Annotated in this window: 20 protein-coding genes; 9 read left to right on the top strand and 11 right to left on the bottom strand. The window is 69.5% G+C overall.

Going from position 1 to position 25,288, the window contains the following annotated elements; genetic code table 11:
- Positions 1-22: 22 nt before the first annotated feature.
- Positions 23-1,696, top strand: a complete 1,674-nt coding sequence (locus tag ABLE93_RS04770) for an electron transfer flavoprotein-ubiquinone oxidoreductase (protein WP_348838256.1) — start codon at positions 23-25, stop codon at positions 1,694-1,696.
- A gap of 60 nt (positions 1,697-1,756) precedes the next feature.
- Complete coding sequence (locus ABLE93_RS04765; protein WP_348838254.1) at positions 1,757-2,299, top strand: glutathione peroxidase; 543 nt, start codon at positions 1,757-1,759, stop codon at positions 2,297-2,299.
- Positions 2,300-2,394: 95 nt separating this feature from the next.
- On the opposite strand, the gene cysG is transcribed toward ABLE93_RS04765, so the two are convergent.
- The 3 genes from cysG to polA form a co-directional block, all read right to left on the bottom strand.
- Entirely contained in the window at positions 2,395-3,888 is a 1,494-nt protein-coding gene (gene cysG / locus ABLE93_RS04760) for a siroheme synthase CysG (RefSeq protein ID WP_348838253.1), read from the bottom strand.
- A gap of 116 nt (positions 3,889-4,004) precedes the next feature.
- Complete coding sequence (locus ABLE93_RS04755) at positions 4,005-4,349, bottom strand: RidA family protein (protein ID WP_348838251.1); 345 nt, start codon at positions 4,347-4,349, stop codon at positions 4,005-4,007.
- Positions 4,350-5,052: 703 nt separating this feature from the next.
- On the bottom strand, positions 5,053-8,046 hold the full coding sequence (gene polA, locus ABLE93_RS04750; protein WP_348838250.1) for a DNA polymerase I: 2,994 nt from the start codon (positions 8,044-8,046) through the stop codon (positions 5,053-5,055).
- A 250-nt stretch (positions 8,047-8,296) separates the two neighbouring features.
- On the opposite strand from polA, the gene ABLE93_RS04745 reads away from it, so the two are divergent.
- Complete coding sequence (locus ABLE93_RS04745) at positions 8,297-8,488, top strand: hypothetical protein (RefSeq protein WP_348838248.1); 192 nt, start codon at positions 8,297-8,299, stop codon at positions 8,486-8,488.
- Positions 8,489-8,526: 38 nt separating this feature from the next.
- Complete coding sequence (locus tag ABLE93_RS04740; protein WP_348838247.1) at positions 8,527-9,120, top strand: SCO family protein; 594 nt, start codon at positions 8,527-8,529, stop codon at positions 9,118-9,120.
- On the opposite strand, the gene ABLE93_RS04735 is transcribed toward ABLE93_RS04740, so the two are convergent.
- On the bottom strand, positions 9,065-11,095 hold the full coding sequence (locus tag ABLE93_RS04735) for a glycosyltransferase (protein WP_348838245.1): 2,031 nt from the start codon (positions 11,093-11,095) through the stop codon (positions 9,065-9,067). The two genes, ABLE93_RS04740 and ABLE93_RS04735, sit on opposite strands and share 56 nt — an antisense overlap.
- A 40-nt stretch (positions 11,096-11,135) precedes the next feature.
- On the opposite strand from ABLE93_RS04735, the gene ABLE93_RS04730 reads away from it, so the two are divergent.
- Together ABLE93_RS04730 and ABLE93_RS04725 are read left to right on the top strand one after the other, a co-directional pair.
- Positions 11,136-12,086, top strand: coding sequence for a transporter substrate-binding domain-containing protein (locus ABLE93_RS04730; RefSeq protein WP_348838244.1), 951 nt, complete (start codon positions 11,136-11,138; stop codon positions 12,084-12,086).
- A 62-nt stretch (positions 12,087-12,148) separates the two neighbouring features.
- On the top strand, positions 12,149-13,825 hold the full coding sequence (locus tag ABLE93_RS04725) for a lysine--tRNA ligase (RefSeq protein ID WP_348838242.1): 1,677 nt from the start codon (positions 12,149-12,151) through the stop codon (positions 13,823-13,825).
- A 194-nt stretch (positions 13,826-14,019) separates the two neighbouring features.
- Here ABLE93_RS04725 and ABLE93_RS04720 read toward each other — a convergent pair whose 3' ends face one another.
- The 4 genes from ABLE93_RS04720 to radA all read right to left on the bottom strand — a co-directional run bounded on the left by ABLE93_RS04720 (position 14,020) and on the right by radA (position 18,715).
- Positions 14,020-14,763, bottom strand: coding sequence for an SDR family NAD(P)-dependent oxidoreductase (locus ABLE93_RS04720; RefSeq protein ID WP_348838241.1), 744 nt, complete (start codon positions 14,761-14,763; stop codon positions 14,020-14,022).
- 119 nt (positions 14,764-14,882) lie between these two features.
- Positions 14,883-16,424, bottom strand: a complete 1,542-nt coding sequence (purF, locus tag ABLE93_RS04715) for an amidophosphoribosyltransferase (RefSeq protein WP_348838239.1) — start codon at positions 16,422-16,424, stop codon at positions 14,883-14,885.
- Positions 16,425-16,561: 137 nt separating this feature from the next.
- Positions 16,562-17,164, bottom strand: coding sequence for a CvpA family protein (locus tag ABLE93_RS04710; protein ID WP_510182977.1), 603 nt, complete (start codon positions 17,162-17,164; stop codon positions 16,562-16,564).
- 81 nt (positions 17,165-17,245) lie between these two features.
- The gene (radA, locus tag ABLE93_RS04705; RefSeq protein ID WP_348838237.1) at positions 17,246-18,715 is read right to left on the bottom strand and encodes a DNA repair protein RadA; all 1,470 of its coding nucleotides are present in this window, start codon (positions 18,713-18,715) and stop codon (positions 17,246-17,248) included.
- A 213-nt stretch (positions 18,716-18,928) separates the two neighbouring features.
- Between radA and ABLE93_RS04700 the strand changes: the two genes are divergently transcribed.
- Positions 18,929-20,161 (top strand): aromatic ring-hydroxylating oxygenase subunit alpha, encoded by a 1,233-nt coding sequence (locus ABLE93_RS04700; protein ID WP_348838235.1) that lies wholly within the window; start codon positions 18,929-18,931, stop codon positions 20,159-20,161.
- Here the strand turns inward: ABLE93_RS04700 and alr are convergent.
- Entirely contained in the window at positions 20,146-21,219 is a 1,074-nt protein-coding gene (gene alr, locus ABLE93_RS04695) for an alanine racemase (RefSeq protein ID WP_348838486.1), read from the bottom strand. The two genes, ABLE93_RS04700 and alr, sit on opposite strands and share 16 nt — an antisense overlap.
- Before the next feature lie 92 nt (positions 21,220-21,311).
- The gene (locus ABLE93_RS04690; protein ID WP_348838233.1) at positions 21,312-22,793 is read right to left on the bottom strand and encodes a replicative DNA helicase; all 1,482 of its coding nucleotides are present in this window, start codon (positions 22,791-22,793) and stop codon (positions 21,312-21,314) included.
- 258 nt (positions 22,794-23,051) lie between these two features.
- Between ABLE93_RS04690 and ABLE93_RS04685 the strand changes: the two genes are divergently transcribed.
- Both ABLE93_RS04685 and ABLE93_RS04680 read left to right on the top strand, forming a co-directional pair.
- Entirely contained in the window at positions 23,052-23,471 is a 420-nt protein-coding gene (locus tag ABLE93_RS04685) for a hypothetical protein (protein ID WP_348838232.1), read from the top strand.
- A 42-nt stretch (positions 23,472-23,513) separates the two neighbouring features.
- Positions 23,514-24,332 (top strand): alkaline phosphatase family protein, encoded by an 819-nt coding sequence (locus tag ABLE93_RS04680; protein WP_348838231.1) that lies wholly within the window; start codon positions 23,514-23,516, stop codon positions 24,330-24,332.
- Between the two features lie 4 nt (positions 24,333-24,336).
- On the opposite strand, the gene ABLE93_RS04675 is transcribed toward ABLE93_RS04680, so the two are convergent.
- Complete coding sequence (locus ABLE93_RS04675; protein ID WP_348838230.1) at positions 24,337-25,251, bottom strand: diacylglycerol/lipid kinase family protein; 915 nt, start codon at positions 25,249-25,251, stop codon at positions 24,337-24,339.
- Positions 25,252-25,288 lie beyond the last annotated feature (37 nt).

Here is a 25,288-nt window from a genome sequence, read left to right as displayed (position 1 = left end):
ACGCCACATGGGAGCACGGGGAATGAGCGCGGCGGAGCTGCCTGAGCGCGAGGGCATGGATTACGACGTGGTGGTTGTGGGTGGTGGGCCGGCGGGCCTCGCCGCGGCCATCCGCCTGAAGCAGCAGGCAGCCGAGCGCGGCGCCGAGGTTTCCGTCGTGGTGGTGGAGAAGGGGTCCGAAGTCGGCGCCCACATCCTCTCCGGCGCGGTCATCGACCCCATCGGCCTCGACGCCCTCATTCCCGGCTGGCGCGAGGAGCCCGACGCGCCCCTGTCCGTCCAGGTGAACGACGACGCCTTCTATCTGCTGGGTCCCGCCGGCGGCTTCCGCCTGCCTAATTTCGCCATGCCGCCGCTGATGAACAATCACGGCAATTTCGTCGGCTCGCTGGGCAACGTGTGCCGCTATCTGGCGCAGAAGGCCGAGGCGCTGGGCGTCGAGATCTATCCCGGCTTCGCCGCCGACGAGATCCTCTATGACGAGAAGGGCGCGGTGATCGGCATCGCCACCGGCGACATGGGCGTGGACAAGCACGGCACGCCCAAGGGCGAGTTCACCCGCGGCATGGAATTGCGCGGGCGCTACACCGTCTTCGCCGAGGGCGCGCGCGGCCATCTCACCAAGCAGCTCATCGCCCGCTATGGCCTCGACGCCGGCAGCGACGTGCCGAAATTCGGCATCGGCCTGAAGGAATTGTGGAAGGTGAAGAAGGACAAGCACCGGCCGGGCCTGGTACAGCATGCCTTCGGCTGGCCGCTGGATTCCAAGACCGGCGGTGGCGCCTTCCTCTATCACATCGAGGACGAGCAGGTGGTGGTGGGCTTCGTGGTCCACCTCAACTACCAGAACCCGTGGCTCTCGCCCTTCGACGAGTTCCAGCGCTTCAAGACCCATCCCTTCTTCAAGGATACCTTCGAGGGCGGCAAGCGCATCGCCTATGGCGCGCGGGCCATCACCGAGGGCGGCTACCAGAGCGTCCCCAAGCTCGCCTTCCCCGGCGGCGTTCTGGTGGGCTGCGGCGCCGGCCTGGTGAACGTGCCGCGCATCAAGGGCAGCCACAATGCGGTGCTCTCCGGCATGCTGGCGGCCGATCACCTCCTCGACGCCCTCACCGCCGAGCGCAGCCACGACGAGCTTTCCAGCTACGAGGCGTCCTGGCGCTCGTCCGCCATTGGTGCGGACCTGAAGAAGGTGCGCAACGTGAAGCCCCTGTGGTCGCGGTTCGGCACCTTCATCGGCATTCCGCTGGGCGCGCTGGACATGTGGACCAACACCCTCGGCTTCTCGCTGTTCGGCACGCTCAAGCACGGCAAGAGCGACGCGGCGTCGCTCAAGCCGGCGGCGGAGTGCAAGAAGATCCAGTATCCCAGGCCCGACGGCGTGCTGACCTTCGACAAATTGTCGTCGGTGTTCATCTCCAACACCAATCACGAGGAAGACCAGCAGGTCCATCTCGTGGTGAAGGACATGGACCTGCAGAAGCGGTCCGAACACGATGTCTTCGCCGGCCCGTCCAACCGCTACTGCCCTGCCGGCGTCTATGAGTGGATCGAGGAGGGAGCGGACGCGCCACGCTTTCAGATCAACGCGCAGAACTGCGTCCACTGCAAGACGTGCGACATCAAGGATCCCAACCAGAACATCACCTGGACGGCGCCCGAGGGCGGCGGCGGGCCGAACTATCCGAACATGTGAGTATTGCGACGCTCGGTGGCGCGGTATGGACGCGCGAGCTGAGCCAGGGAGGGTCGAGAAGTGGCTTCCATCTACGACATCGAGGTCAAACACATTGATGGCACGGAAGGCACGCTCGCCGATTATCGCGGCAAGGTCCTCCTGGTGGTCAATGTCGCGTCCAAGTGCGGCCTGACCCCGCAATATGAGGGGCTCGAAAAGCTCTACGAGGCCAATCAGCCGCTGGGACTGGAAGTGCTCGGCTTCCCGGCGAATGATTTCGCCGGCCAGGAGCCCGGAAGCGAGGCGGAGATCGCCTCCTTCTGCTCTCTGAAGTTCAATGTGCAGTTCCCCATGTTCTCGAAAATCTCGGCCGTCGGAAAGGACCAGCATCCGCTCTATGCGGCCCTGACGGCGGCGCAGCCCGCTGCGACCGGCGATGACGCCATGCGCGACCGCCTCAAGAGCTTCGGCATGACACCCAATCCGCCACCTGACGTGCTGTGGAACTTCGAGAAGTTCCTGGTCGGTCGCGGTGGCGACGTCGTTGCGCGGTTCGCGCCGAGCGTGACCGCCGAGGACCCCAGACTCCTGTCGGCGATCGAGCTGGAGCTGTCGAAGTAGGTCCTGGATGGCGATGGGCGCTGCACCGCCGGGAGCCCATGAAATAAAGCAACGGGCTCCCGTCGCGCGTCTCGACCGCAGTGGCGTCGCCTGGATCAGCCCCGGGCGGCCTCGGCCGGGGCTGGCAGGTCCTCCACCGCCACTTCCGACAAGGCGTGCCCATAGAGCACGAGACACGGGCCGTCCGCCCCGGCGTCCACGGCGCGCGTCACCGCCTCGGCGAGGGTCGCGACGGTGGCGATGATCACCTTCTCCTCCGGGCGCGTGACCGAGAAGATGGCGACGGCGGGTGTCGTCGGCTCCATGCCCGCGGCGAGCAGGTTGCGCACCAGATCGGGCAGGGTCCGGCGCGGCATGTAGACCACGGTGGTCGCGGCCTTGTCCGACAGCGCGTTGTAGTCGAGGTCCTTGGGCAGCTTGCCGTCGCGCGCATGGGCGGTGACGAATTGCAGCCGCCGCGCATGGTCGCGGTGGGTGAGGGAGGTGACAAGCCGGCTCGCGGCGCCCTGCGGCGAAGAAATACCCGGCACCACCTCCACCGGCACGCCCGCCGCCCGGCAGTGGGCGATCTCCTCGCCCGCCCGGCCGAAGATCATGGGTTCGCCGCCCTTCAGGCGCACCACCCGGCGGCCCTCGCGGGCCAGCTCCACCATCAGCGCGTTGATATCGTCCTGCTTGCAGGAGGGCCCGTAGCCGGTCTTGCCCACCAGCATCTTCTTCGCCTCGCGGCGGGCGAAGTCGAGAATGGCGCCTGAGACGAGGTCGTCATAGAGCACCACGTCGGCGGATTGCAGCGCGCGCACCGCCTTCAGCGTGAGAAGCTCGGGATCGCCCGGGCCGGCGCCCACCAGCACCACCGATCCGCCGTGGGGTGCGCCGCCCTCGGTCTCCAGCGCGGCGAACAGGGCCGCGCGGTCGTTCTCGTCCGGTGGCCGGTTCGGCTCGGTCAGGGCCTTGGCGGCGAAGCGCTCCCAGAAGGCGCGCCGCGCATGGTGGGCCAGCCCGCGCTCGGTCACCGCCTGCCGCCAGGTCTTCGCCGCCTGCGCCCAGGCGCGGAAACCGGAGGGGAGCAGCGCCTCGATCTTGGCGCGCACCGCCTGTCCGAAAACGGGGGCAGCGCCGTCGGTGGAGATGCCCACCACCAGAGGCGAACGGTTGACGATGGCGCCGAAGGTGAAGTCGGAGACGGCCGGCCGGTCGATGACGTTGACCGGCACGCCGGCGGCGCGGGCGGCGGCGGCAAAGCGCGCGGCCGATGCCTCGTCCTCGAAATCGCCGATGGCGATGGCCGCGCCGGGAAGGTCGTCGGCGTGCCAGTCGCGCACATGGATGGACACCGGGCCATGGGACGCCGCGCCGGCGAGGCGCCAGAGGTCTTCGCAGACATGGGCGGCGATCACCTCCACCCGCGCGCCCGCGGCGGAGAGCAGTTCCGCCTTCCACGCCGCCGGCTCGCCGCCGCCCGCCACCAGCACGCGCCGGCCTTCGAGCCCGAAGAAGACGGGCAGGCGGGCGAGCGGCTCCATGCGGGCGTGGCCGGTCTGGCGCGGGGCGCGGGGGCCGTTGGTGTCTGCGCCGGCGGCGGCCATGGGAAGGTGCTCCTGAAAACCCGTTGCCCCTCAAAGGTAGGCGCGGGGGCCAGCGCGATCAACGGTCGCCGTGGCGTCGCCCTCCCCCGCGCGGGGGAGGGCGCTCACGCGCGTCCTCAGCCGCGCGCGGCGACGACGATGATCTCGACGAGGAATTTCGGCGCCGCGAGCTTGCCCTCGCTGGTGGCGCGGGCGGGTGGGTTGTCCTTGTCCACCCAGGCATCCCACACGCTGTTCATGCCGGCGAAATTGGCGATGTCCGACAGCCAGATGGTGGCGGTGAGGATGCGCGACTTGTCGGTGCCGGCGCGGGCGAGAAGGCTGTCGATGGAAGCGAGCACCGCCTTGGTCTGGCTCTCCACGTCGGGGCCTTCCGCCACCTGCCCGGCGAGATAGACGGTGTTGCCGTGGATGACGGCCTCGCTCATGCGGGCGCCCTTGTCGAGCCTTTCGATGCTCATGATGTGTCCTCTGTTTTGGGATGGCGGGTGTTTAGCAGCTTCGGGGGCACAGGCGTCAATGGCGAAGCCGCCGGACAGCAGGCCGGCCTCGCGCCCCGGACGCATGGAGCGCCAGCCGCCATCGCCGTCACCGTCGCCATCCCCGCAACGTCACCGTCGCCATCCCCGCAACGTCACCGCCGCCATCCGCGCACCGTCGCCCTCCGGCTTGACCGGAGGGCCCATGTGTCCGCTTGTGCAAACGGTGGGATGGGTCCTCCGGTCAAGCCGGAGGACGACGGAGGTTCGCGGAGGGGGGATGCCGGGGTGTGGGCGGCGCTCAGCGCGTCTCTTGCCGGTTCCCTCTTCAGCAGCCCGCCCTCGCGCCCCGGACGCATGGAGCGCCAGCGCAATGCGAGCCGGGGCCCAGCGCAAGAGACCGCCGAAGGCGCTTCCTGATCGAGCGTTCCATGAATTGCCCGCTGCGCGGGGCCCTTGCGCTGGGTCCCGGCTCTCCTTCCACTGCGCTCCGCTGCGTTGCAGTCGGCCGGGACGCGAGAGGGGGGCTTTAGCGCTCCTCTCTCCGCTTCTGGCGCCCCTCGCCGTCGCCCTCCGGCTTGACCGGAGGGCCCATGTCTCCGCTTGTGCTAACGGCGGGATGGGTCCTCCGGTCAAGCCGGAGGACGACGGAGAATTACGGGCATGGCCGGGGCGCGAGCGAAGCTCAATGTGCCTCTTCCCAATTCTTGGCCGCCCGCGCGTCCACCTTCAGCGGCACGGCGAGCTGGACGGCGGGGGCGGCGGCCGTCTCCATGGCGTGCTGGACGACGGGGATGGTGGCCGCCGCCTCGCCTTCCGGCACCTCGAACACCAGTTCGTCATGCACCTGCAGCAGCATCCGGGCGGACAGCCGTGCGTCGGACAGCGCCGGCTCCATGCGCACCATGGCGCGGCGGATGATGTCGGCGGCTGTGCCCTGGAGGCGGGCGTTGATGGCGGCGCGTTCGTTGAAGGCGCGGATGGAGGGGTTCTTCGCCGCGATGTCGGGATAGTGGCAGCGCCGGCCGAACAGCGTCTCCACATAGCCGTGCTCGCGGCAGAAGCTCTTCGTCTCCTCCATATAGTCCCGGATGCCGGGGAAGCGCTCGAAATAACGCTTGATGTACTGCCCCGCCTCCTCCCGCGGGATGGAGAGCTGGTTGGCAAGGCCGAAAGCGGAGATGCCGTAGATGATGCCGAAATTGATCGCCTTGGCCCGCCGCCGGATCTCCCCCGGCATGTCCTTCACCGGGACGCCGAACATCTCCGAGGCGGTCATGGCGTGGATGTCGAGCCCGTCGGTGAAGGCCGTGCGCAGCGCCGGGATCTCGGCGATCTCGGCGAGGAGGCGCAGCTCGATCTGCGAATAGTCGGCGGAGACCAGAAGGTTGCCCTCTTCCGCCACGAACGCCCGGCGGATGCGCCGGCCCTCCTCGGTGCGGATCGGGATGTTCTGCAGGTTGGGCTCGGAGGAGGAGAGGCGGCCCGTGGTGGTGGCAGCCAGCGCATAGGAGGTGTGGACGCGCTTCGTCTGCGGGTTCAGGTAGTTCGGCAGGGCGTCGGTATAGGTGGAGCGCAGCTTGGAGAGTTGGCGCCACTCGAGGATCTTCTGCGGCAGCTTGTGGCCGGCCTCGGCCAGCTCCTCCAGCGCGGTGGCCTTGGTGGACCACATGCCGGTGGCGGTCTTGGTGCCGCCGGGCAGGCCCATGCGGCCGAAAAGGATGTCGCCCATCTGCTTTGGCGAGCCCACGTTCAGCCGTTCGCCGGCGAGCTCCGCGATCTCGTCCTCCACCCGCGCCGCGCCCTGGGCGAACTCGGAGGAGAGGCGCGCCAGCATGGCCTTGTCGATGGAGATGCCGCGCGTTTCCATGCGCGCCAGCACGCCGATGAGCGGGCGCTCCAGCGTCTCATAGACGGTGGTCTTGCCCTCGGAGGCGAGGCGAGGCTTCAGCACGTGCCACAGGCGGATCGCCACGTCCGCATCCTCGGCCGCATAGGCTGTGGCGGGCTCCAGCGCCACCCTGTCGAAGGTGACGTGCGCCTTGCCCTTGCCCGTCACCTCCGAGAAGGTGATGGGCTGGTGGCCGAGGTGCAGGACGGAGAGCTCGTCCAGGCCGTGGCCGTTGCGCCCGGCGTCGAGGGCGTAGGACATGCACATGGTGCAGTCGATGGGCGCCACCGCGATGCCGTAGCGCGCCAGGATCAGCTGGTCGTACTTCACATTGTGCCCGACCTTGAGGGTGCCCCTGTCCTCCAGCACGCCCTTGAGCGCGGCGATGGCATCGCGCATGGGGATCTGGCCCGGCAACTCGCCCTCGCTGAACAGCCCGTCCCCGGCGCCCCGGTGGGCGAGCGGGATGTAACAGGCCTCGTTGGGGGAAAGGGCGAGCGACACGCCCACGAGGTCGGCCTGCATGGGATCGAGGGATGTGGTCTCGGTGTCGAAGGCGACGAGGCCCTGGTCCTGCGCCTTGGCGCACCACGCCTTCAGCTCGGCGAGGTCGAGGATGGTGCGATAGGCGCTGCGGTCCACCGGGATCGCCCGGGCGGCGCGGGCGCGCTGATGGGCAAGGTCCGAGGGCGTGGGCGTGCCGGCCGGCGGTGCGGTGGCCTCCGCGGGGGCGGTGGCGGGGGCCGCCGTCTCGCCGTCGGCGGCCTCGGGCGCGCCGGCTCCGGGGGCGAAGAGGTCGCCCTTGGGGGCGAGCAAAGGATCGGCATCCACCTCGGCCGCCTCGACGCCATAGGCCTCGGCCACGCGGCGGGTGATGGTGGTGAATTCCATGGCCTTGAGGAAGGAGATCAGGCGCTGCGCGTCAGGCGCCTCCAGCACCAGATCCTCCAGCTTCACCTCCAGGGGCACGTCGCGCACCAGCGTCACCAGCTGCTTGGAGATGCGCGCCTTCTCCTGGTTGCCGAGGAGCGATTCCCGGCGCTTCGGCTGCTTGATCTCGCCGGCACGGGCGAGCAGCGTCTCCAGGTCGCCGTATTCGGATATCAGCTGCGCTGCGGTCTTGATGCCGATGCCCGGCACGCCGGGGACGTTGTCGGTGGAATCGCCGGCGAGGGCCTGGACGTCGACGACCTTGTCCGGCGGCACGCCGAAATATTCCACCACCTCGCCGAAGCCGATGCGCCGCTCGGGCCGCGCGCCGCGCCCGCCGCTCTCGCCGGACGCCGGGTCGTACATGGCGACCTTCGGGCCGATGAGCTGCATCAGGTCCTTGTCGGCGGAGACGATGAGCACGTCGGCACCCGCCTTCACCGCCTCGTCGGCGTAGGTGGCGATGAGGTCGTCGGCCTCGTAGCGCGCCTGCTCCACCGGGATGAGGCCGAAGGCGCGCACCGCCTCGCGCATGAGCGGGAACTGCGGGATCAGCTCCTCCGGCGGGTCGGAGCGGTTGGCCTTGTAGTCGGGGTAGAGCTCCTTGCGGAAGCTGTCCTCGGACTTGTCGAAGATGATGGCGAGGTGGGTCGGCTTGATGCCCACGGCCCCGTCGCGCACGAACTGGAACAGCTTGGTGCAGAACAGCCGCACCGCGCCGGTGGGGAGCCGGTCGGAGCGGAAATTGTACTTCCGGTCCTGGTTGATGGACTGGAAATAGGCGCGGAACACGAAAGAGGAGCCATCCACCAGGAAGACGTGGTCGCCGGGCTGAAGAGGGCGGGGGGCAGGGGACATGGGCGTCCTTGGGGTCCTTGGAAAACGTCCGCGCGATGGGCTCGACGATGGCGCGCACGATGCCCGAGGGGGCGGCGAGGGACAAGTGTGGCGCGGCGCGGTGCCGGGCTGTTCGTGCGGCGGCTTGCCCATGGGCGCGTCCGACTGTCACGCCGCCCGTCACGCAGCCTTGACACGCGCCGGTTGGATTCGAAGGCCGCGCCGCGCTATCCTTGGCCGTCCAGGAATAGCCACGGCGGACCGCAGACCCATGTCCCTCACCCTTCCCCGCGCCAGCGAGGTCCAGCAGCGCCCGGCCGCATCGCGGCGGGGGCGGCTCGCCGTCGCGGGCGCCGTGGTGGTGGGGACGGCATTGCTCGCCGGCGGCGGGCTGCTGTGGGCGCGCCATGGCGCCACCGTCTTCTTCGACCTCATGAGCGCCGGCATCGCCGCCTGCCTCTGACCCTCCGCCAGATCGGCCGCACCGGCCACGGGAAACGAATGTCGTCACGTGCGAAGATCATTGCGCTGTTCTCGGCCTTTGCCGCGGGCGCCCTCATTCTCGTCACCGCCGTGACGGTGCTGATGCCGGCGCCCGCGCCGCGGGTGACGGGCACCGCCGCGGTGGGTGGGCCGTTCAGCCTGGTGGACCAGGACGGCCGCACGGTCACCGAGGCGGCGCTGAAGGGCAAGCCGAGCCTCGTCTTCTTCGGTTTCACCCACTGCCCGGACGTGTGCCCGACGGCGCTGTTCGAGATGTCTGAGATCTTCTCCGCCTTGGGGCCGGACGCCGAGAAGGCGCAGGCCTTTTTCGTCACCGTCGATCCCGAGCGGGACACGCCGGAGACGCTGAAATCCTACGTGTCGAGCTTCTCGCCCCGCATCTTCGGCCTCACCGGCACGCCGGAGCAGGTGGACCGGATGAAGAAGGAATATCGCGTCTATTCGCGCAAGGTGCCCTTGCAGGATGGCGACTACACCATGGACCACACCGCCGTGGTCTATCTCATGGACAAGTCCGGCACCTTCGTCGCGCCGTTCAATTCCAAGCGGCCGCCGGCCGAGGCGGCGGCGGAGCTGAAGCGCTACTTCTGAGGGTGCCGCCGGCTGGGCTCCGGCGCCGGGTGAGGCCGTGCTCGGTCTTCTGCCAGAAGTGCGGCCGGCGGATCAGCTCGATGATCGCGCGCCACGCCGCGAGGGACAGCAGCAGCCAATAGACCGGCGTGAGCGCGATGGTACGCCAGCCGGGCCTGAGACCCCGCCGCGCCAGCCCCACAGTGAGGGTCGCGGCGGTGCCGGCATAGCCGGCGGCCAGCGTCGTGTAGGTCAGCGCGCAGGTGATCACCTCCACCATCGAGGTGCAGGGCAGGCCGGCGACGCCGCGCCAGATGTCCGCCGCGAACAAGGCGAGGCACAAGGGGTGGACCAGCGCCGCGACGAACGGTCCGGCGGTGAGGAGCAGCAGCGCCAGCGTCCCCGCCAGGCCGAGGTCGCGCACCAGCGTGCGCGGACGCCGGCCGTGGACGAGCAGCGTCTGCGCCCAGCCTTTTAGCCAGCGCGTGCGCTGGCCGAGCCACGCGCGGCGGGTGACGGGGGCCTCCTCGAAGGTGGTGGAGGCGATGACCCGCGTCTGCCAGCCGGCGCGGGCGAGACGGATGCCGAGGTCGGCGTCCTCGGTGACGTTGTACGGATCCCACGCGCCCACCTCGTCGAGCACGCGGCGGCGGAAATGGTTGGACGTGCCGCCGAGCGGGATGGGCAGGCCGAGGGCGGAAAGCACCGGCAGCAGCACGTCGAACTGGCCAGCATATTCGGCGGCGAACTGATCGGCGATCCAGCTGTCGGCGCCGTTGTCGATGCAGAGCCGCGCCTGCACGCAGCCGACCTGCGGCCCGCCCCGCCGGAAGGCGTCCACGGCGCGCCGCAGCTGGTCCGGCTCGGGCAGGTCCTCGGCGTCATAGATGGCGACGAAGGCGCCGCGGGCGAAGGGCAGCGCGGCATCGAGCGCCTTGGGCTTGGTGCGCGGGCCGACGGGGGCCACTGCCACCTCCTCCATGTGCGGCGGGAGGGCGCGGGCGGCCAGAGCGGCGCGGGTGTCGCGGTCGTCCTCCTCCACCACCAGCTTGATGTCCAGCTTCTCCGGCGGGTAGTCCAGCGCGGCGAGGGCCTCCACAAGCCCCGGCACGCTGGCCGCCTCGCGATAGAGCGGCACCAGGAGGGAATAGAGCGGCAATTCGCGCTCGCCCAAGGTGGGGGACGGCTCGTGGGGCGGCCTGTAGAGGCAGCCGGCGAGGCGGATCGCGATCCAGGCGAGGAACACGAGGGACAACACCGCCTGCACCAGCAGCAGGCCCATTTCCGGCGCCAGCGCGATCACGCCGAGAAGCGGCACACCGGCGGCCGCGGCCCCCATGGCCAGGAGCCGGCCGGGACGCAGCGTCGCGGCCGATTTCAGGGGCGCGGTTGCCACGAGGCGAGCCGCCGCCGCCGCCGCGAGGCGCGCCCGGCAGGCCTGCGCCATCCGCCGCCGCAGCGTGGCGGGCGCGACCAGCCGCACGCGGCCCCGCAATCCAGCGTCGCGGGACAAGGCGCGCCGCAGCCGCCGCACGGTCCGCCCGCGGGCGGCCATGGTGAAGCCGGGCGGCGCACCAGTGCTGGGCGCCATCAGCACGCCGGTGCGCAGCACGGCTTCCGCCAGGGCGGCGTCGTGGGGCAGATCTTCGGCGGGGAGGGCGGCGACTGGCAGGCCGAGATGGGCGGCGAGGAGACGCGTCGCCTCCTCATCCGCGATCTGGCCGCCTGCCACCAGCACCTCGTCGGCCCCGACGCCGATGCGCGCGGCGCGGGCCGCTGCGGCCTCGAGATCCGCGGCCTCGAGATGGCCCACAAAAGGCAGGAGCTCGGGCGGCAGCCGACGGAAGGGCCGGGAGAAAGGTCGGTGTGCGATGCTGTCGGCGGGCACCAGCGGCGCGCCAGCGGAGGGCGCGTCGACCTCGGGAAAGGCCTCCCCCACGGCCAAATCCGGCGCACGGCTCCGCCCCTTGCCGGCGAGCCCAGCATCCCCCAACATGCCCCGCCCTCACGTGCAACCTGAAGCTAGACCCCTCACCATGTGTCCACCAGTCCTTTTCGCCGGGGTGCGTCCTCTGGTTGCACTTTGTCGCAGCCTGACCGGCGCCGGCCGCCCGCTGGCGGCGGTCGCGGCGCTGTTCGTGCTGGTCGCGGGCGGCGCTTCGGCCCAGCCGCGCACGGCACCGCCGCCCATGGCAGGCACCATGGCAGGGCAGGGGCCGAGCGTCGTCGTGCCCAATTTCTGGAACGTGGAGCGCCGGCTGGAGCGGCCCGACGCGGCGCGCCTGCCCAAGGAATTGCGCTTCGTCACCACCGACGACTATCCGCCCTTCAACTTCCTCAATTCCGACGGCGTGCTCTCGGGCTTCAACGTGGATCTTGCCCGCGCCATCTGCGCCGAGCTGGCGGTGACGTGCGCCTTCCAGACCGCCGCCTTCGACCAGGTGGCCGACCTCGTCGACCAGGGCCGCGCCGACGCCGCGCTGGCGGGGCTGGTGGCGACGCCAGCCGCCCGCACCACCCTCGATTTTTCCGAGCGCTACCTCGGCACGCCCGCCCGCTTCGTCGGCCGGCTGCAGGAGACCATGGAGGCGGCGACGCCGGAGGCAGTGGCCGCCAAGAAGGTGGCGGTGGTTAGCCGCACGGCGCATGAGGCCTATCTGCGCTCCTTCTTCAACGAGGCGGCCATCCGACCCTACCCGGACCTGCGCGCCGCGCAGGAGGCGGTGAAGAGCGGGCAGGCGGATCTGCTGTTCGGTGACGGCATCACCCTGTCGCTCTGGCTCAACGGCACCGACAGCGCCAATTGCTGCCGCTTCATCGGCGGCCCCTTCACCGAGAGCCGCTTCTTCGGAGACGGCTTTTCCGTCGCGGTGAAGGACGGCAACGACACGTTGCGCCACGCCATGGACTTCGCCCTCCAGCGCATCTGGGAGAAGGGCGTGTTCACCGATCTCTATCTGCGCTGGTTTCCCATCGGCTTCTATTGAGCGGGCGCGTTGACGCCTCTGCCGGACATTCCTAAGTTCGCGCTCCTTTTTTGGAGCCTGCCATGTCGCCGTCCGAAGTCCCGCCCGCCCCCGCCGATCCGGCCGATCTCGCCGGCGAGCTGAAGCGCGTCGCGGAGACGGCCACCGCCTGGCCCTTCGAGGAAGCGCGCAAGCTGGTGGAGCGGCTCAAGCGCCGCCCCAAGGATGAGGTGCTGTTCGAGACCGGCTACGGCCCCTCGGGCCTGCCGCACATCGGCACCTTCGGCGAGGTGGCGCGCACCACCATGGTGCGGCACGCCTTCCGCATCCTCACGCAAGACAAGGTGAAGACCCGCCTTTTGTGCTTCTCCGACGACATGGACGGGATGCGCAAGATCCCGGAGAACGTGCCGGACATGGCGGCGCTGGTGCCCTATCTCCAGATGCCGCTGACCCGCGTGCCGAACCCGTTCGGCGGCGACTATCCGAGCTTCGGCGCGCACAACAACGCCATGCTCCGCCGCTTCCTCGACACCTTCGGCTTCGACTACGAGTTCGCCAGCGCCACTGACTATTACTGCTCCGGCAAGCTCGACACCGTGCTGCTGAAGGCGGCGGAGAAGTACGACGAGATCATGGCCGTCATGCTCCCCACCCTCGGCGAGGAGCGCCAGGCCACCTATTCGCCCTTCCTGCCCATCTCGCCCACCTCGGGGCGCGTGCTCTACGTGCCGCTGAAGAATGTGGATGCCAAGGCCGGCACCATCACCTTCGACGACGAGGACGGCACGGAAACGACGCTCCCCGTCACCGGCGGCAGGGTGAAGCTGCAGTGGAAGCCGGACTTCGGCGCCCGCTGGGCGGCCCTCGACGTCGATTTCGAGATGTTCGGCAAGGACCACCAGACCAACGCGCCCATCTATGATCGCATCTGCCAGATCCTCGGCGGCACCGCGCCGGAGCATTTCGTCTACGAGCTGTTCCTGGACGAGAAGGGCCAGAAGATCTCCAAGTCCAAGGGCAACGGTCTCACCATCGACGAGTGGCTGACCTATGCGAGCCCGGAGAGCCTCGCGCTCTACATGTTCCAGTCGCCGCGCTCGGCCAAAAAGCTGCACTTCGACGTGATCCCGAAGGCGGTGGATGAGTATTTCAACTTCCTCGCCCGCTATCCGCAGCAGGATCTGAAGCTGCGCTTCGGCAACCCGGTCTATCACATCCACGCCGGCCACCCGCCGGATGTGGACATGCCGGTGAGCTTCACCATGCTGCTCAACCTCGCCTCCGCCTCCAACACGGAGGACGAGAGCGTGCTGTGGGGCTTCCTCAAGCGCCACGTGCCCGGCGTGTCGGACCAGACGCATCCGAAGCTCCACGAGCTGGTGGGCTATGCGGTGCGCTACTTCCATGACTTCGTGAAGCCCAACAAGGTGTTCCGCGTCCCCGATGCGGTCGAGCGCGAGGCGCTGGAGAAGCTCGATGCGGCGCTCGCCGCCATGCCGGCCGATGCGACCGCCGAGAACATCCAGGACGCGCTCTATGACGTGGCGCGCCCGATTCCGCGCTATCAGGACCTCAAGGCCAAGGGCGCGACGCCCGAGCGGCCGGGCGTGTCCGTGGAATGGTTCAACACGCTCTATCAGGTGCTTCTGGGCCTGGAGCGCGGCCCGCGCTTCGGTTCCTTCGTCGCCATCTACGGCGTCGCCGAAACGCGCGAGCTGATCCGCAAGGCGCTGGCGGGAGAGCTGGCGGCGGCGTGAGGGGGCGGCACCGGTTGTTCGCACCACCGTCGCCCTCCGGCTTGACCGGAGGGCCCACGGCCGGTCCGGGGGCATTGCCGGGAATGCCGGTCAAGCCACTCGACCGCCTGCGCTTTCGGCGGGATGGGTGCTCCGGTCAAGCCGGAGCACGACGGCAGTTGGGGGACGACGAAAGCCACCCCCTCTAAGCCCCCCTACGCCGGCATCTGGAAGTCCAGCAGCTTCTTCTGCGGGAAATCGTAGAGCTTGCCCGTCTCCATGAAGGCGGGCAGGCACAGGGGCAGGATGGCCTCGGCCGCCGCCTCGGGCGGGGGCAGGCTCATGGGATCCTCGCCCGGGAAGGCCTTGGCGCGCATCAGGGTGCGGATGGGGCCGGGATTGAAGAGATTGACCTTCAGATTTCCGGTCACGCTCTCCGCCGCCCAGGTGCGGGCCATCACCTCCAGCGCCGCCTTGGTGAGGGCGTAAGGCCCCCAATAGGCCCGCGCCTTGTGCGCCGCGCCCGACGAGACCACGACCGCCCGCCCCGCCGGCGACAGCTTCAGCAGCGGGTCGAAGGAGCGCACGCAGCGCCAGTTGGCCGTGAGGTTCAGCGCGACGACCTCGTCCCAGTCCTTGGGAAAGACGTGGCCGAGGGGCGACAACGGGCCGAGCGTGCCGGCATTGGCCACATAGACGTCGAGGCGACCGTAGCGCTGGTAGAGGGCGCCACCGAGCCGGTCGATGCCTTCGGAATCCTTGAGGTCCAGCGGCACCAGCGTGGCGCTTCCGCCCACCGCGCGGATGGAGTCGTCCACGTCCTGCAGCCCGCCTTCGGAGCGCCCGACGCACACCACATGGGCGCCGGCCTGGGCGAGGACGACGGCCGTCGCCGCGCCGATGCCGCGGGTGGCGCCGGTGACGAGGGCGATCTTGTCGGCAAGCGGCCGGTCGGTCATGCGCGGTCCCATGGAGAAAGAGCCACCCTCCCGGGTCGGGAGGGCGAGCTTGCCTGTAGCGCGAGATGAAAGACGGCGCCAGCCGCCCAGCCTGCGATGCAGGCCAGGCGGCGCGTGCGCTAGCTTGCTTCGGCGAGCAGCGAGAGCTGCTGCTGGCCCACGGCGCCGGCCCGGTCGGTGAGGGGGGTGGGATAGTCGCCGGTGAAGCAGTGGTCGGTGAACTGCGGCTTCACCGGGTCGCGGCCCTCATAGCCCATGGCGCGGTAGACGCCGTCCACCGACAGGAAGGCCAGCGAATCGGCGCCGATGTAGCGGCGCATGCCTTCCAGGTCATGGGTGGCGGCGAGCAGCTTGTCCCGGTCCGGCGTGTCGATGCCGTAATAGTCGGGATGGGTGATGGGCGGGGAGGCGATGCGGAAATGCACCTCCTTGGCGCCGGCATCGCGCATCATCTGCACGATCTTCACCGAGGTGGTGCCGCGCACGAGGCTGTCGTCAACGAGGACGATGCTCTTGCCCTCCACCACCGAGCGGTTGGCGGAATGCTTCATGCGCACGCCCTGGTCGCGGATGGACTGGGTGGGCTGGATGAAGGTGCGCCCCACATAATGGTTGCGGATGATGCCCAGCTCGTAGGGGATGCCCGAGGTCTGGGAGAAGCCGATGGCCGCCGGCACGCCGGAATCCGGCACCGGGACGATCACGTCCGCATTGGCCGGGCTTTCCGTGGCCAGCACGCGGCCCATGTTCTTGCGCACCTGGTAGACCGAGCGCCCGCCCACCACCGAATCCGGCCGGGCGAAATAGATGTACTCGAAGATGCAGGGCCGCGGCGCCATCTCGGGGAACGGCTTGAAGGACTGCACGCCCTCCTCGTCGATGACGATGACCTCGCCGTTCTCGATGTCGCGCACGTAGCGCGCGCCGATGATGTCGAGGGCGCACGTCTCGGAGGCAAGGATGGGAGAGCCGTCCAGCGAACCGAGCACCAGCGGGCGGATGCCGAGGGGGTCGCGGGCGCCGATGAGCTTCTTGTTGGTGAGCGCCACCAGAGAATAGGCGCCTTCCAGCGTGCGGATGGCGTCGATGAAGCGGTCCACGAAGCGCGGCTTGCGCGAGCGCGCCACGAGATGAAGGATCACCTCGGTATCGGTGGTGGACTGGGTGATGGCGCCTTCGCGCACCAATTGGCGGCGCAGGGTGAGGCCGTTGGTGAGGTTGCCGTTGTGGCCCACGGCGAAGCCGCCGGCGTCGAGCTCGGCGAACAAGGGCTGCACGTTGCGCAGCAGGGTCTCGCCGGTGGTGGAGTAGCGAACATGGCCCACCGCGGCGTCGCCGGGCAGGCGGGCAATGACGTTGGCGTCGGAGAAGGCGTCGCCGACGAGGCCAAGGCGGCGCTCGGAATGGAAGCGGCGTCCGTCGTAGGAGACGATGCCGGCGGCCTCCTGCCCGCGATGCTGGAGGGCGTGGAGGCCAATGGCGGTGATGGCCGCGGCCTCGGGATGGCTGTAGATGCCGAAGACCCCGCACTCTTCGCGCAGGCGGTCGCCGTTGAGATCGAGATCCGCGGCGGAGCGTTGCTCGTGCGGATGAGGGCCGTCCGGCTGGGGTTGTCCGCCCCGATCGCCCGCTGAGATCAGGCCGTCACGTTCGCAGTCCATCATGCACCTCCGCTCGGCCCGGTCAGGCGCCGCGCGTGCTGGCGACGAGCAGGTCGGCGTCCCGACATCCGAATACGGGAAGATGCCCCGCTCGGATGCCTCAGCCGGCCCGGCTGGTCTGTTGCTGCCCCAAAAAACTACCGCGTCCCCCCGGTCGGGGCGGCCGGGGCGGCGGGCGTATCGCCCTCCTCACCGGCGGGCGGCTTCTTCAACTTGTTCAAGATGGTGTTTTCAGGGTCGTCCGGCAACTGCGCCTTCAGCCACTCCCCCGCATTCGTGAGGGCGGGTAGCGATTTGGCGTTGGCAACCCACGGGGGCTGCTTCTCGGGCGGCACCAGCCAGTTGAAGAACAACAGCGCGATTACCATGAGCAGCAGGCCGCGGGCGAGGCCGAAGGCGAAGCCCAGCGTGCGGTCGAGCGCACCGATTCGGCTGTCGAGAACCAGATCGGAGATGCGCGCCGTGATGATGGACGTAATGAGCAAAGTGCCGAGGAACAGGATTGCGATGGTCGTCGCAAGTGCCGCGGTGTCCTGCGAGATGTATTGCTTCACAAAAGGCAGCGCCTGCTTATGGAAATACAGGGTCACTCCCGCCGCCACGACCCATGACAGGATGGAGAAGATTTCCCGCAGGAAGCCGCGGACCATGGCCAACAGGCCGGAAATCAGCATCACCGACAGAACGATAATGTCGAGCAAGGTCACAGGCATCGGCGCTTGATCCGTGATGAGGCGCACCGTCAAGCGCGCATGCGCGCGGCATGCCCCTCCCCCGGAGACCCAGCCGCGCGGCTGATATAGCTTGCGCGTCCGCCCGCGTCACCCTTCCTCGTCGTCCGCCCAGTGGGCGTGCTCTACCTGACGCCGCGCGGCCTCGCGGCCGCTGGCGGTCTGCGATTCGCGCATGGCAGGCCGGCGGGGCGCGCGGGCCGCAATGGCCGCCACCAATTCAGCGAGGGAGGTGACAGGCTGGACGGCTACCGGCGGATCGAGGCCGTCCAGCCCGCCGGCGGGGATGACGGCGCGGGCAAAGCCGAGCTTCGCCGCCTCCTTGAGGCGCGCCTGCGCCTGCGCCACCTGCCGCACCGCGCCGGTGAGGCTCGCCTCTCCGAAATAGACTGCGTCGGCCGGCAAGGGCGCGCCGGTCAAAGAGGAGACCAAAGCGGCGGCGACCGCGAGGTCCGCCGCCGGCTCGCCGATCTTCAGCCCGCCGGCCACGTTGAGATAAACGTCGTGGCCGCCGAGGCGCACGCCGCAGCGGGCGTCGAGCACCGCCAGCACCATGGAGAGGCGGTTGGGGTCCCAGCCCACCACCGCCCGGCGCGGCGTGCCGAGGGAGGAGGGGGCGACCAGCGCCTGGATCTCCACCAGCACGGGACGCGTGCCCTCCATGCCGGCGAACACGGCGGTGCCCGGCGCCCCGGCATCGCGGTTGGAGAGGAACAGCTCGGAGGGATTGGCCACCTCGGAGAGGCCCCGCCCGGTCATCTCGAACACGCCGATCTCGTCGGTGGGGCCGAAGCGGTTCTTCTGGGCGCGCAGGATGCGGAACTGGTGGCCGCCGTCGCCCTCGAAGGAGAACACCGCGTCCACCATGTGCTCCACCACCCGGGGGCCGGCGATCTGCCCATCCTTGGTCACATGGCCGACGAGGATGACGCAGGCGCCCGTCTGCTTGGCGTAGCGCACCAGAAGCTGGGCCGAGGTGCGCACTTGCGTCACCGTGCCGGGGGCGCTCTCCACGCTGTCCGACCACATGGTCTGGATGGAATCGATCACGACCATGTGAACGGGAGGCCCGCCCGACAAGGTGGCGATGATGTTCTCGGCATTGGTCTCGGCGGCGAGGCCAACGGGCGCCTGCTCCAGCCCCAGCCGCTGGGCGCGCAGGCGCACCTGGTCCACCGCCTCCTCGCCGGAGACATAGACCACCTTCAGCCCCCGCGCGGCCAGAGCTGCCGAGGCTTGGACCAAAAGCGTCGACTTGCCGATACCGGGATCCCCGCCGATCAGCAGAACCGAGCCGGGCACGAAGCCCCCACCCGCCACGCGGTCCAGCTCGCCGATGCTGGAGACGAGGCGCGGCGCCGGCTTGGCGGTGCCCTGCAGCGTTTCGAGGGCGACGGGTCGACCCTTGCGGCCCGAGCGCTGGGCCGCGGGCACGCTCGCCGCCACCGCTACCTCCTCGGAAATGGTGTTCCAGCCGCCGCACGCGTCGCACTTGCCCTGCCAGCGCATGTAAACGGCGCCGCAGGACTGGCAGACGAAGGAGGCATCGCGGCGGGCCATGGGGACATTCCTGGCGCGGCAGGGGGCCGGACCGGCAAGAGCTGCGGCCGATTCGGACATTCCGTGGCCGCCACCATATTAGCCGAAGCGGTGCACGGGCCCATCAGCCGCCGGTGGCAAAGGTTGCGATGGCACGGCGAGGCAGCTTCAGATGGCGGCGCCTCGTCCACCTCGCTATTAAAAGGATACCTCCATTTTGCGTACGGAGCCGCGATGACCAACCTCAGCCCCCTCCGAACCGTTTCCCCCGGCGCCGCGGACTGGGCGAAAGCGGCGTGCGATCCCGACGCCTTCGCGCGGGAGCAGGCGGCCCACGGGCAGCTCTGGACCTTTCTTGGTCTCGCCTCGGAGGTCGCCGAGGACGGCGCATGGTTCCGCACCGAGCTCGGCGGGCGTTCGGTGTTCGTTCAGCGCTTCGGCGACGTGCTGCGCGGCTTCGAGAATATCTGCGCCCACCGCTTCCATCCGTTGCGGCAGCAGGCGCGGGGCAAGGGACCCATCGTGTGCGCCTTCCATCACTGGCGTTACAACAAGGACGGGCTGGCGCTGGGCGTGCCGGTCTGCGACGAGGCCTATGGCTGTTCCCCCAAGGCGCTCGACGCCCGGCTTCGGCCGGTGGAGGTGGACACCTGCGGCGGCCTGGTGTTCGGTCGCCTGCCGGGCCGCGCGGCGGGGGAGAGCCTTGCCGAGTTTCTCGGCGACGCCGGGCCGATCCTCGCCGCCCTCTGCCCGCCGGGCGTCACCGGCCGGCGCATCGGCGGCGAGATCGCCGCCAATTGGAAGTTCCTCACCCACGTCAGCCTGGACGACTACCATCTCGTGGCCGTCCACCCGTCCAGCTTCGGCCGCTTCGGCTACCTGAAGAAGGCGGACGTGACCTACGCGCGCATGGGGCGGCACAGCCTCTACACCACCGAGAAGGGCGACGACCCCGCCGCGCGCATCCTCGCGGCCTGCCGGGCGGGCACCTACACGGCGGGCGACTATCTGATCGTGAACCTGTTCCCGAGCCTCGGCGTGTCGCAATTCTATGCCGTACGCCTGTTCGGCCGGACCTACTTCGGAATTCAGATATTCCGCTACGTGCCCCTCGCCCACGACCGCGCGCGGCTCGACGCCTGGCTCGCGCCCGCCCCCATGGCGCCGCGCCGGACCGGCTTCTGGGGCGTGGTGGACCGGGTGGCCGAGGCCGTGGTCTACCGGGTGGTGCCCTATTACGCGCGCCAGGTGGCGGCGGAGGACCAGGCGGTCTGCGCTGCCCAGCAGACCGTGGCGAAGCAGATCGACGGGCAGCAGCGCATCAGCCCCGCCTTCGAGGGGCGGATCGGCTGGTTCGAGGAGGTGTACGCCGCCGAAACGCGTGCCGCCGAAACGCGTGCTGCCGAGCCGCTTGCCGCCGAAACCGCGCTCGCGGATCGCCCGGTCGCGGATCAGCCGCCCACGTAGCGCCGGGCGTAGCGCGCACCGAGCGAGGTCAGCACCTCGTAGCCGATGGTGCCGGAGCGCGCGGCGAGATCGTCCACCGAGATGCCGTCGCCCAGGAAGACCGCCGTGTCGCCGCGCTCCACCGCGCCTTCCGGCAGGTCGGTGATGTCGAGGGTGGCGAGGTCCATGGAGACGCGCCCCACCAGATGGCAGCGGCGGCCGGCGAGGATGGCCTCGACGCCCTTGGCGAGGTCGGAGGAGCCGGCGGCGCGGAACAGGCCGTCGGCATAGCCGATGGAAACGGTGGCAAGCCGGCTCGCCCGCTTCAGGCGCTGGGCGGCGCCGTAGCCCACGGTCTCGCCGGCGGGGGCGGTGGCGACCTGAATGACCTTCACTTCCAGCCGCGCCACGGGCCTGAGCGGCGGCACGCCGGTGATGGCGACGCCGCCGTAGAGGAAGATGCCCGGCCGCACCAGCTCGAAGCGGAAGTCGCGCCCGAGCAGGGTTCCGGCCGAATTGGCGAGGGAGCCCGGCACGTTGGGAAACCGCCGCGCCACGTCGGCGAACACCATGCGCTGGCGCGCGGTGAGCACGTGCCCGGGGGTGTCGGCGCAGGCGAGGTGGCTCATGATGAGGCTCGGGGTGAAGCCGAGCATGCGATAGGTGCCGGCCAGCTGCACCGCCTCCTCCAGGGAGAGGCCGAGCCGGTGCATGCCGGTGTCCACGTGGATCGCCGCGGGCAGATCGGTGCCGTTGTCGCGGCAGTAGTCGCTCCATTCGGTGATCTCGGCGACCGAGCCGAGCACCGGGCGCAGGCCCGCTGCGGCATGGTCGTCGGCCGTGTCCGGCAGGAGGCCGTTGAGCACGTAGATCACGGCGTCGGGCAGCAGGGCGCGTAGCGCCAGCGCCTCCTTGAAATGGGCGACGAAGAAGGTGCGCGCGCCGGCCCGCCACAAAGCGGGGGCGACGCGATCAACGCCGAGGCCATAGGCGTTGGCCTTCACCACCGCCGCGCATTCCGCGGGGGCGGAGAGGGCGGCGAGGGTGCGCCAATTGTCGGCGATGGCGCCAAGGTCGATGGTGAGGACGGCACCGGCGTCGCGCGCATCGCGGGCGGCGGCCTCGTCTGCCGCGGCCGAGGCGGCCGCCTCCTCCGCCGTGGGCTCCGCGGTCAGCGGCGATCCGGCAGGTGGTCCTCCCGCGCCAGGTTGGAGAAGCGGGTGAACTGGGGTTCGAAATGCACCTTCACCGTCCCCGTGGGGCCGTGGCGCTGCTTTCCGATGATGACCTCGGCCGTGTTCTCGGCCGCCTTCATCTCGATCTCCCACTTGAACCACTCCTCTGTGCCGGGCTTCGGCTCCTTGTTCTTAAGGTAATATTCCTCCCGAAACACGAACATGACCACGTCGGCGTCCTGCTCGATGGAGCCTGATTCGCGCAGATCCGACAGTTGCGGCCGCTTGTCGTCGCGCGATTCCACCTGACGCGAAAGCTGCGACAGGGCCATGATGGGCACTTGCAGCTCTTTAGCCAAGGCCTTCAGACCGGTCGTGATCTCCGTCACCTCCTGCACGCGACCCTCGGAGGCCTTCTTGGAGGAGCCGGAGAGCAGCTGGAGATAGTCCACCACCATGAAGTCGAGCCCGCGCTGGCGCTTCAGCCGCCGGGCGCGCGCCACCAGCTGGGCGATGGAGATGCCGCCCGTGTCGTCGATATAGAGCGGAATCGTCTGCATGGTCTGGGCGGCGGCGGCGAGCTTGGAGAACTCGCTCTCGGAAATGTCGCCGCGGCGGATCTTGTAGGAGGCGATCTCCGCCTGCTCGGCGAGAATACGGGTGGCCAGCTGCTCGGCGGACATTTCCAGCGAGAAGAAGCCGACGATGCCGCCGGAGAGCGTCTCCAACTGGCCGTCCGGCCGCTGCTCGCCGCGATAGGCGGCGGCGATGTTGAAGGCGATGTTGGTGGCGAGGGCGGTCTTGCCCATGCCGGGACGGCCGGCGAGGATGATGAGATCGGAGGGCTGGAGGCCGCCCATCTGGTGGTCGAGGTCGTCCAACGCCGTGGCGATGCCCGAGAGGTGGCCGTCGCGCTGGAACGCCTTGGACGCCATGTCCACCGAGGCGCGCAGCGCCTCCCCGAAGCGCATGAAGCCGCCGTCGTAGCGGCCGGTCTCGGCGATCTCGTAAAGCCGCTTCTCCGCCTGCTCGATCTGGTCCTGGGGCGTCGCGTCCACCGGGGCGTCATAGGCCTCGTTGACGATCTCCTCGCCGATGCGGATCAGATCGCGCCGCACCGAGAGGTCGTAGATGGTGCGGCCGTAGTCCTCGGAATTGATGATGGTCGTGGCTTCCGCCGCGAGGCGGGCAAGGTATTGTGGTCCGGTCAGTCCGGCCACGTCGAGGTCGGCGGGCAGGAAGGTCTTGAGCGTGACAGGGGTCGCGACCTTGCCGGCCCGAATCAGCGCGGACGAGAGCTCGAAGACGCGGGCGTGGATCGGCTCATAGAAATGGCGCGGCTCCAGGAAGTCGGAGACGCGATAGAAGGCCTCGTTGTTGACCAGGATGGCGCCCAGCAGCGCCTGCTCGGCCTCCACATTGTGCGGCGCCTGGCGATAGGTGGGGTCGAGATCGCCCTTTTCCGAAAGGTCGAGCATGGCGCCGGCATCCGCTGAGTGGAGGGGTGGTGTAGCAAGCCGGCACCCCCCGACACCAGAGGGCAGTGTTGGCCCTTGCGGGGCGGCCAGAGGAAAGTTTCCCCTGTGGACGGAAACTGGGGATTGCGGGGACGCCGTGGCGAGGCCACGCCCCGTCGTGCCGCCACACCGCTGGTAACCCTGCTCGACCTTGCCGCTTTGCGCAGGCAGGAAGCTGGGGTAATGCCTTGCCCCGGCGGCAGGACAAGGGGATCAAGGATGCGCGCGTTTCAGGGATGGGTCCGCGCTGTCGCGCTGGCGGGGCTGGCGCTCGGCGTGCCTGCGGCCGGTTTTGCCCAGTCGGGAGATCCGCTGATCCCGCCGCCCGATCTCGGCGCCTCGGGCGTGCCGGTGCCGCCCGACGGCACCGCCATCTATGGCCAGAACAATCCGCCGCCGGCTGGCTACATGGCCATTCCCGTTCCGCCCTCGACCTGCGGCGGCATAGCGGCGGTGGTGCGCAGCCAGGGCTTCATCCTCATTCCCACCGGCGGGGGCAATGCGCAGCGCTACGTCCGCGACCAGCGCTATTGCCAGGACGACCAGACCACCACGCCCGCGTGGCTACCCACCTCCGACAACCCGCGCTGCTTCGTGGGCTATACCTGCGACGAGGCCGACAATGACGGCGGCAACTGAGGCGCGCGCGGCGGCTCACGGTGCGCGTCCGGAGGGGCGCCCATGCGCGTGACGCCCGACAGCGTGCTGTTCGTCACCATCGATTCGTGCCGCTATGACACCTTCGTCTCGGCCAACGCACCGGCCATGAAGGCGGTCTCGGCACTCTACAAGGCGCAGGCGCCGGCCCATTTCACCTTCGCGTCCCACGCCGCCATGTTCGCGGGCTTCACCCCCGGCGTGGCCGAGCTGGAGAAGCCTTTCCTCAATCCCAAGTTCGCCCGCCTGTTCCGGCTCGATCGGGCCGGCGCGCCCGGCCATGCCCGGCCGGGCTTCTCGGTGAGCGGGGACGATATCGTCTCGGGCTTCCGCAATGCCCGCTACGCCACCATCGGCGCGGCCGCCATGGGCTGGTTCGATCCCAAGACGCCGGTATCCAAGAAGCTCACCGGCAGCTTCGAGCAGTTCCTGTTCACCGGCGACAAGGGCATCGCCGCCCAGCTGGCCTTCATCGAGAAGGCGGCGGCGCGCGAGACGCGGCGCGATCTGTTCGTCTTCCTCAACGTGGGCGAGACCCACGTGCCCTACCATTTCGAGGGCGCACCCTGGGACCGGGCGGACAATCCCTGCCTGCCGTTCCAGAAGGTGGACCGCTCCGAGGACTGCCGGGAGCGCCAGCGCCAGTGCTGCGAGTTCGTGGACCGCAAGCTCGCGCCTTTGCTGGAGCGTTTCGCCGGCGCCACCATCGTGCTCTGCGGCGACCATGGCGACTGCTGGGGCGAAGATGGGCTGTGGGAGCACGGCATCTCCCACCCCATGACCCTGACCGTGCCGCTGCTGATTCGCTATCGCGGCCGGCCGGTGGAGGACGTGGTCGCCTGACCCATCAGGTGACGTCCTCGCCCTCCTTCGCCTGCCATTGCAGTGCATCGGGGGGCACCAGGAGGTTGAGGGCGCGCGGCGCGATGGCGTAGCGCAGGGGCAGGCTTTCGCGGGCGATCTCGCCGTCGGTGGCAACCCATGTGCGGTGGCGCCGGGCGTGGATCGTCACCCGCCGGGCGGTGAAGGCGTGGATCCCAGGCTTGCCGCGCCAGGCATCCACCAGCACTTCGGCTCCGGTCTTGATCCGGGCGAGGGTGCCCCGGTCCTCGGCGACCAGCACCTCCAGCTGCCCGCCGTCCAGCCGCGAGCGGTGCCAGCCCGGTGCGTCGAAGGCGTTGACGGTGACGAGGGCGGCGTAAGCGTCGATGCGCTCGCGGGCGCCGGCCACCTCCACCTCGAGGGAGACCCGGCCGGAGCGGAACACGGCCCGCCCGAGCGCGATGAACCAGCCGAGCGCGCGGCCCCGCTCTTCCCTGAGCTGTTCGCGGGCCAGCGCCATCTGGCTGAAGAAGCCGACGCCGGAGACACCGTGGAACGGTCGGCCGTTGACCATGCCGAGGTCGACCTTCATGGGCTTTGCATCGTGCAGCGCGGTGAGCGCGCCGGCGAGGTCGCGCGGCAGCCCGATGTCGTAGGCGAGCAGGTTCATGGTGCCGAGCGGCAGGACTCCGAGGGTCACGTCGGTGTTGGCGAACACCGAGGCCGCATAGGAGACGGTGCCGTCGCCCGCGCCCACCACCACGGTGTCGTAACCGTCATTCTGGGCGGAGGAGATGGAGGCGACCATGGCTCTGCCTTCCGCCACCACCACGTCCACGTCCAGATCGTTCCGGGTGAGCGCCTCATCGACGATGTCGCGGACCTTGTCCGGTCCCATGTCGTGGACGGTGCCCGCTTTGGCATTGAGTACAACCCGCATTCGCCGCATCGTGGCATCCTCCAGACCGGCACAAGCG

The organism is Xanthobacter pollutisoli (assembly GCF_040044995.1).
Lineage (GTDB): Bacteria > Pseudomonadota > Alphaproteobacteria > Rhizobiales > Xanthobacteraceae > Xanthobacter.
This window is presented reverse-complemented; position numbering and strand designations above follow the sequence as displayed.

Coding starts and splice junctions, on each gene's coding strand:
- ABLE93_RS04680 (WP_348838231.1), top strand. CDS start 23,514: ATGCGCGTGACGCCCGACAGCGTGCTGTTCGTCACCATCGATTCGTGC.
- ABLE93_RS04730 (WP_348838244.1), top strand. CDS start 11,136: ATGTGTCCACCAGTCCTTTTCGCCGGGGTGCGTCCTCTGGTTGCACTT.
- ABLE93_RS04675 (WP_348838230.1), bottom strand. CDS start 25,251: ATGCGGGTTGTACTCAATGCCAAAGCGGGCACCGTCCACGACATGGGA.
- ABLE93_RS04770 (WP_348838256.1), top strand. CDS start 23: ATGAGCGCGGCGGAGCTGCCTGAGCGCGAGGGCATGGATTACGACGTG.
- ABLE93_RS04735 (WP_348838245.1), bottom strand. CDS start 11,095: ATGTTGGGGGATGCTGGGCTCGCCGGCAAGGGGCGGAGCCGTGCGCCG.
- ABLE93_RS04700 (WP_348838235.1), top strand. CDS start 18,929: ATGACCAACCTCAGCCCCCTCCGAACCGTTTCCCCCGGCGCCGCGGAC.
- radA (WP_348838237.1), bottom strand. CDS start 18,715: ATGGCCCGCCGCGATGCCTCCTTCGTCTGCCAGTCCTGCGGCGCCGTT.
- ABLE93_RS04720 (WP_348838241.1), bottom strand. CDS start 14,763: ATGACCGACCGGCCGCTTGCCGACAAGATCGCCCTCGTCACCGGCGCC.
- ABLE93_RS04740 (WP_348838247.1), top strand. CDS start 8,527: ATGTCGTCACGTGCGAAGATCATTGCGCTGTTCTCGGCCTTTGCCGCG.
- ABLE93_RS04745 (WP_348838248.1), top strand. CDS start 8,297: ATGTCCCTCACCCTTCCCCGCGCCAGCGAGGTCCAGCAGCGCCCGGCC.
- purF (WP_348838239.1), bottom strand. CDS start 16,424: ATGGACTGCGAACGTGACGGCCTGATCTCAGCGGGCGATCGGGGCGGA.
- polA (WP_348838250.1), bottom strand. CDS start 8,046: ATGTCCCCTGCCCCCCGCCCTCTTCAGCCCGGCGACCACGTCTTCCTG.
- ABLE93_RS04755 (WP_348838251.1), bottom strand. CDS start 4,349: ATGAGCATCGAAAGGCTCGACAAGGGCGCCCGCATGAGCGAGGCCGTC.
- ABLE93_RS04690 (WP_348838233.1), bottom strand. CDS start 22,793: ATGCTCGACCTTTCGGAAAAGGGCGATCTCGACCCCACCTATCGCCAG.
- cysG (WP_348838253.1), bottom strand. CDS start 3,888: ATGGCCGCCGCCGGCGCAGACACCAACGGCCCCCGCGCCCCGCGCCAG.
- ABLE93_RS04685 (WP_348838232.1), top strand. CDS start 23,052: ATGCGCGCGTTTCAGGGATGGGTCCGCGCTGTCGCGCTGGCGGGGCTG.
- ABLE93_RS04725 (WP_348838242.1), top strand. CDS start 12,149: ATGTCGCCGTCCGAAGTCCCGCCCGCCCCCGCCGATCCGGCCGATCTC.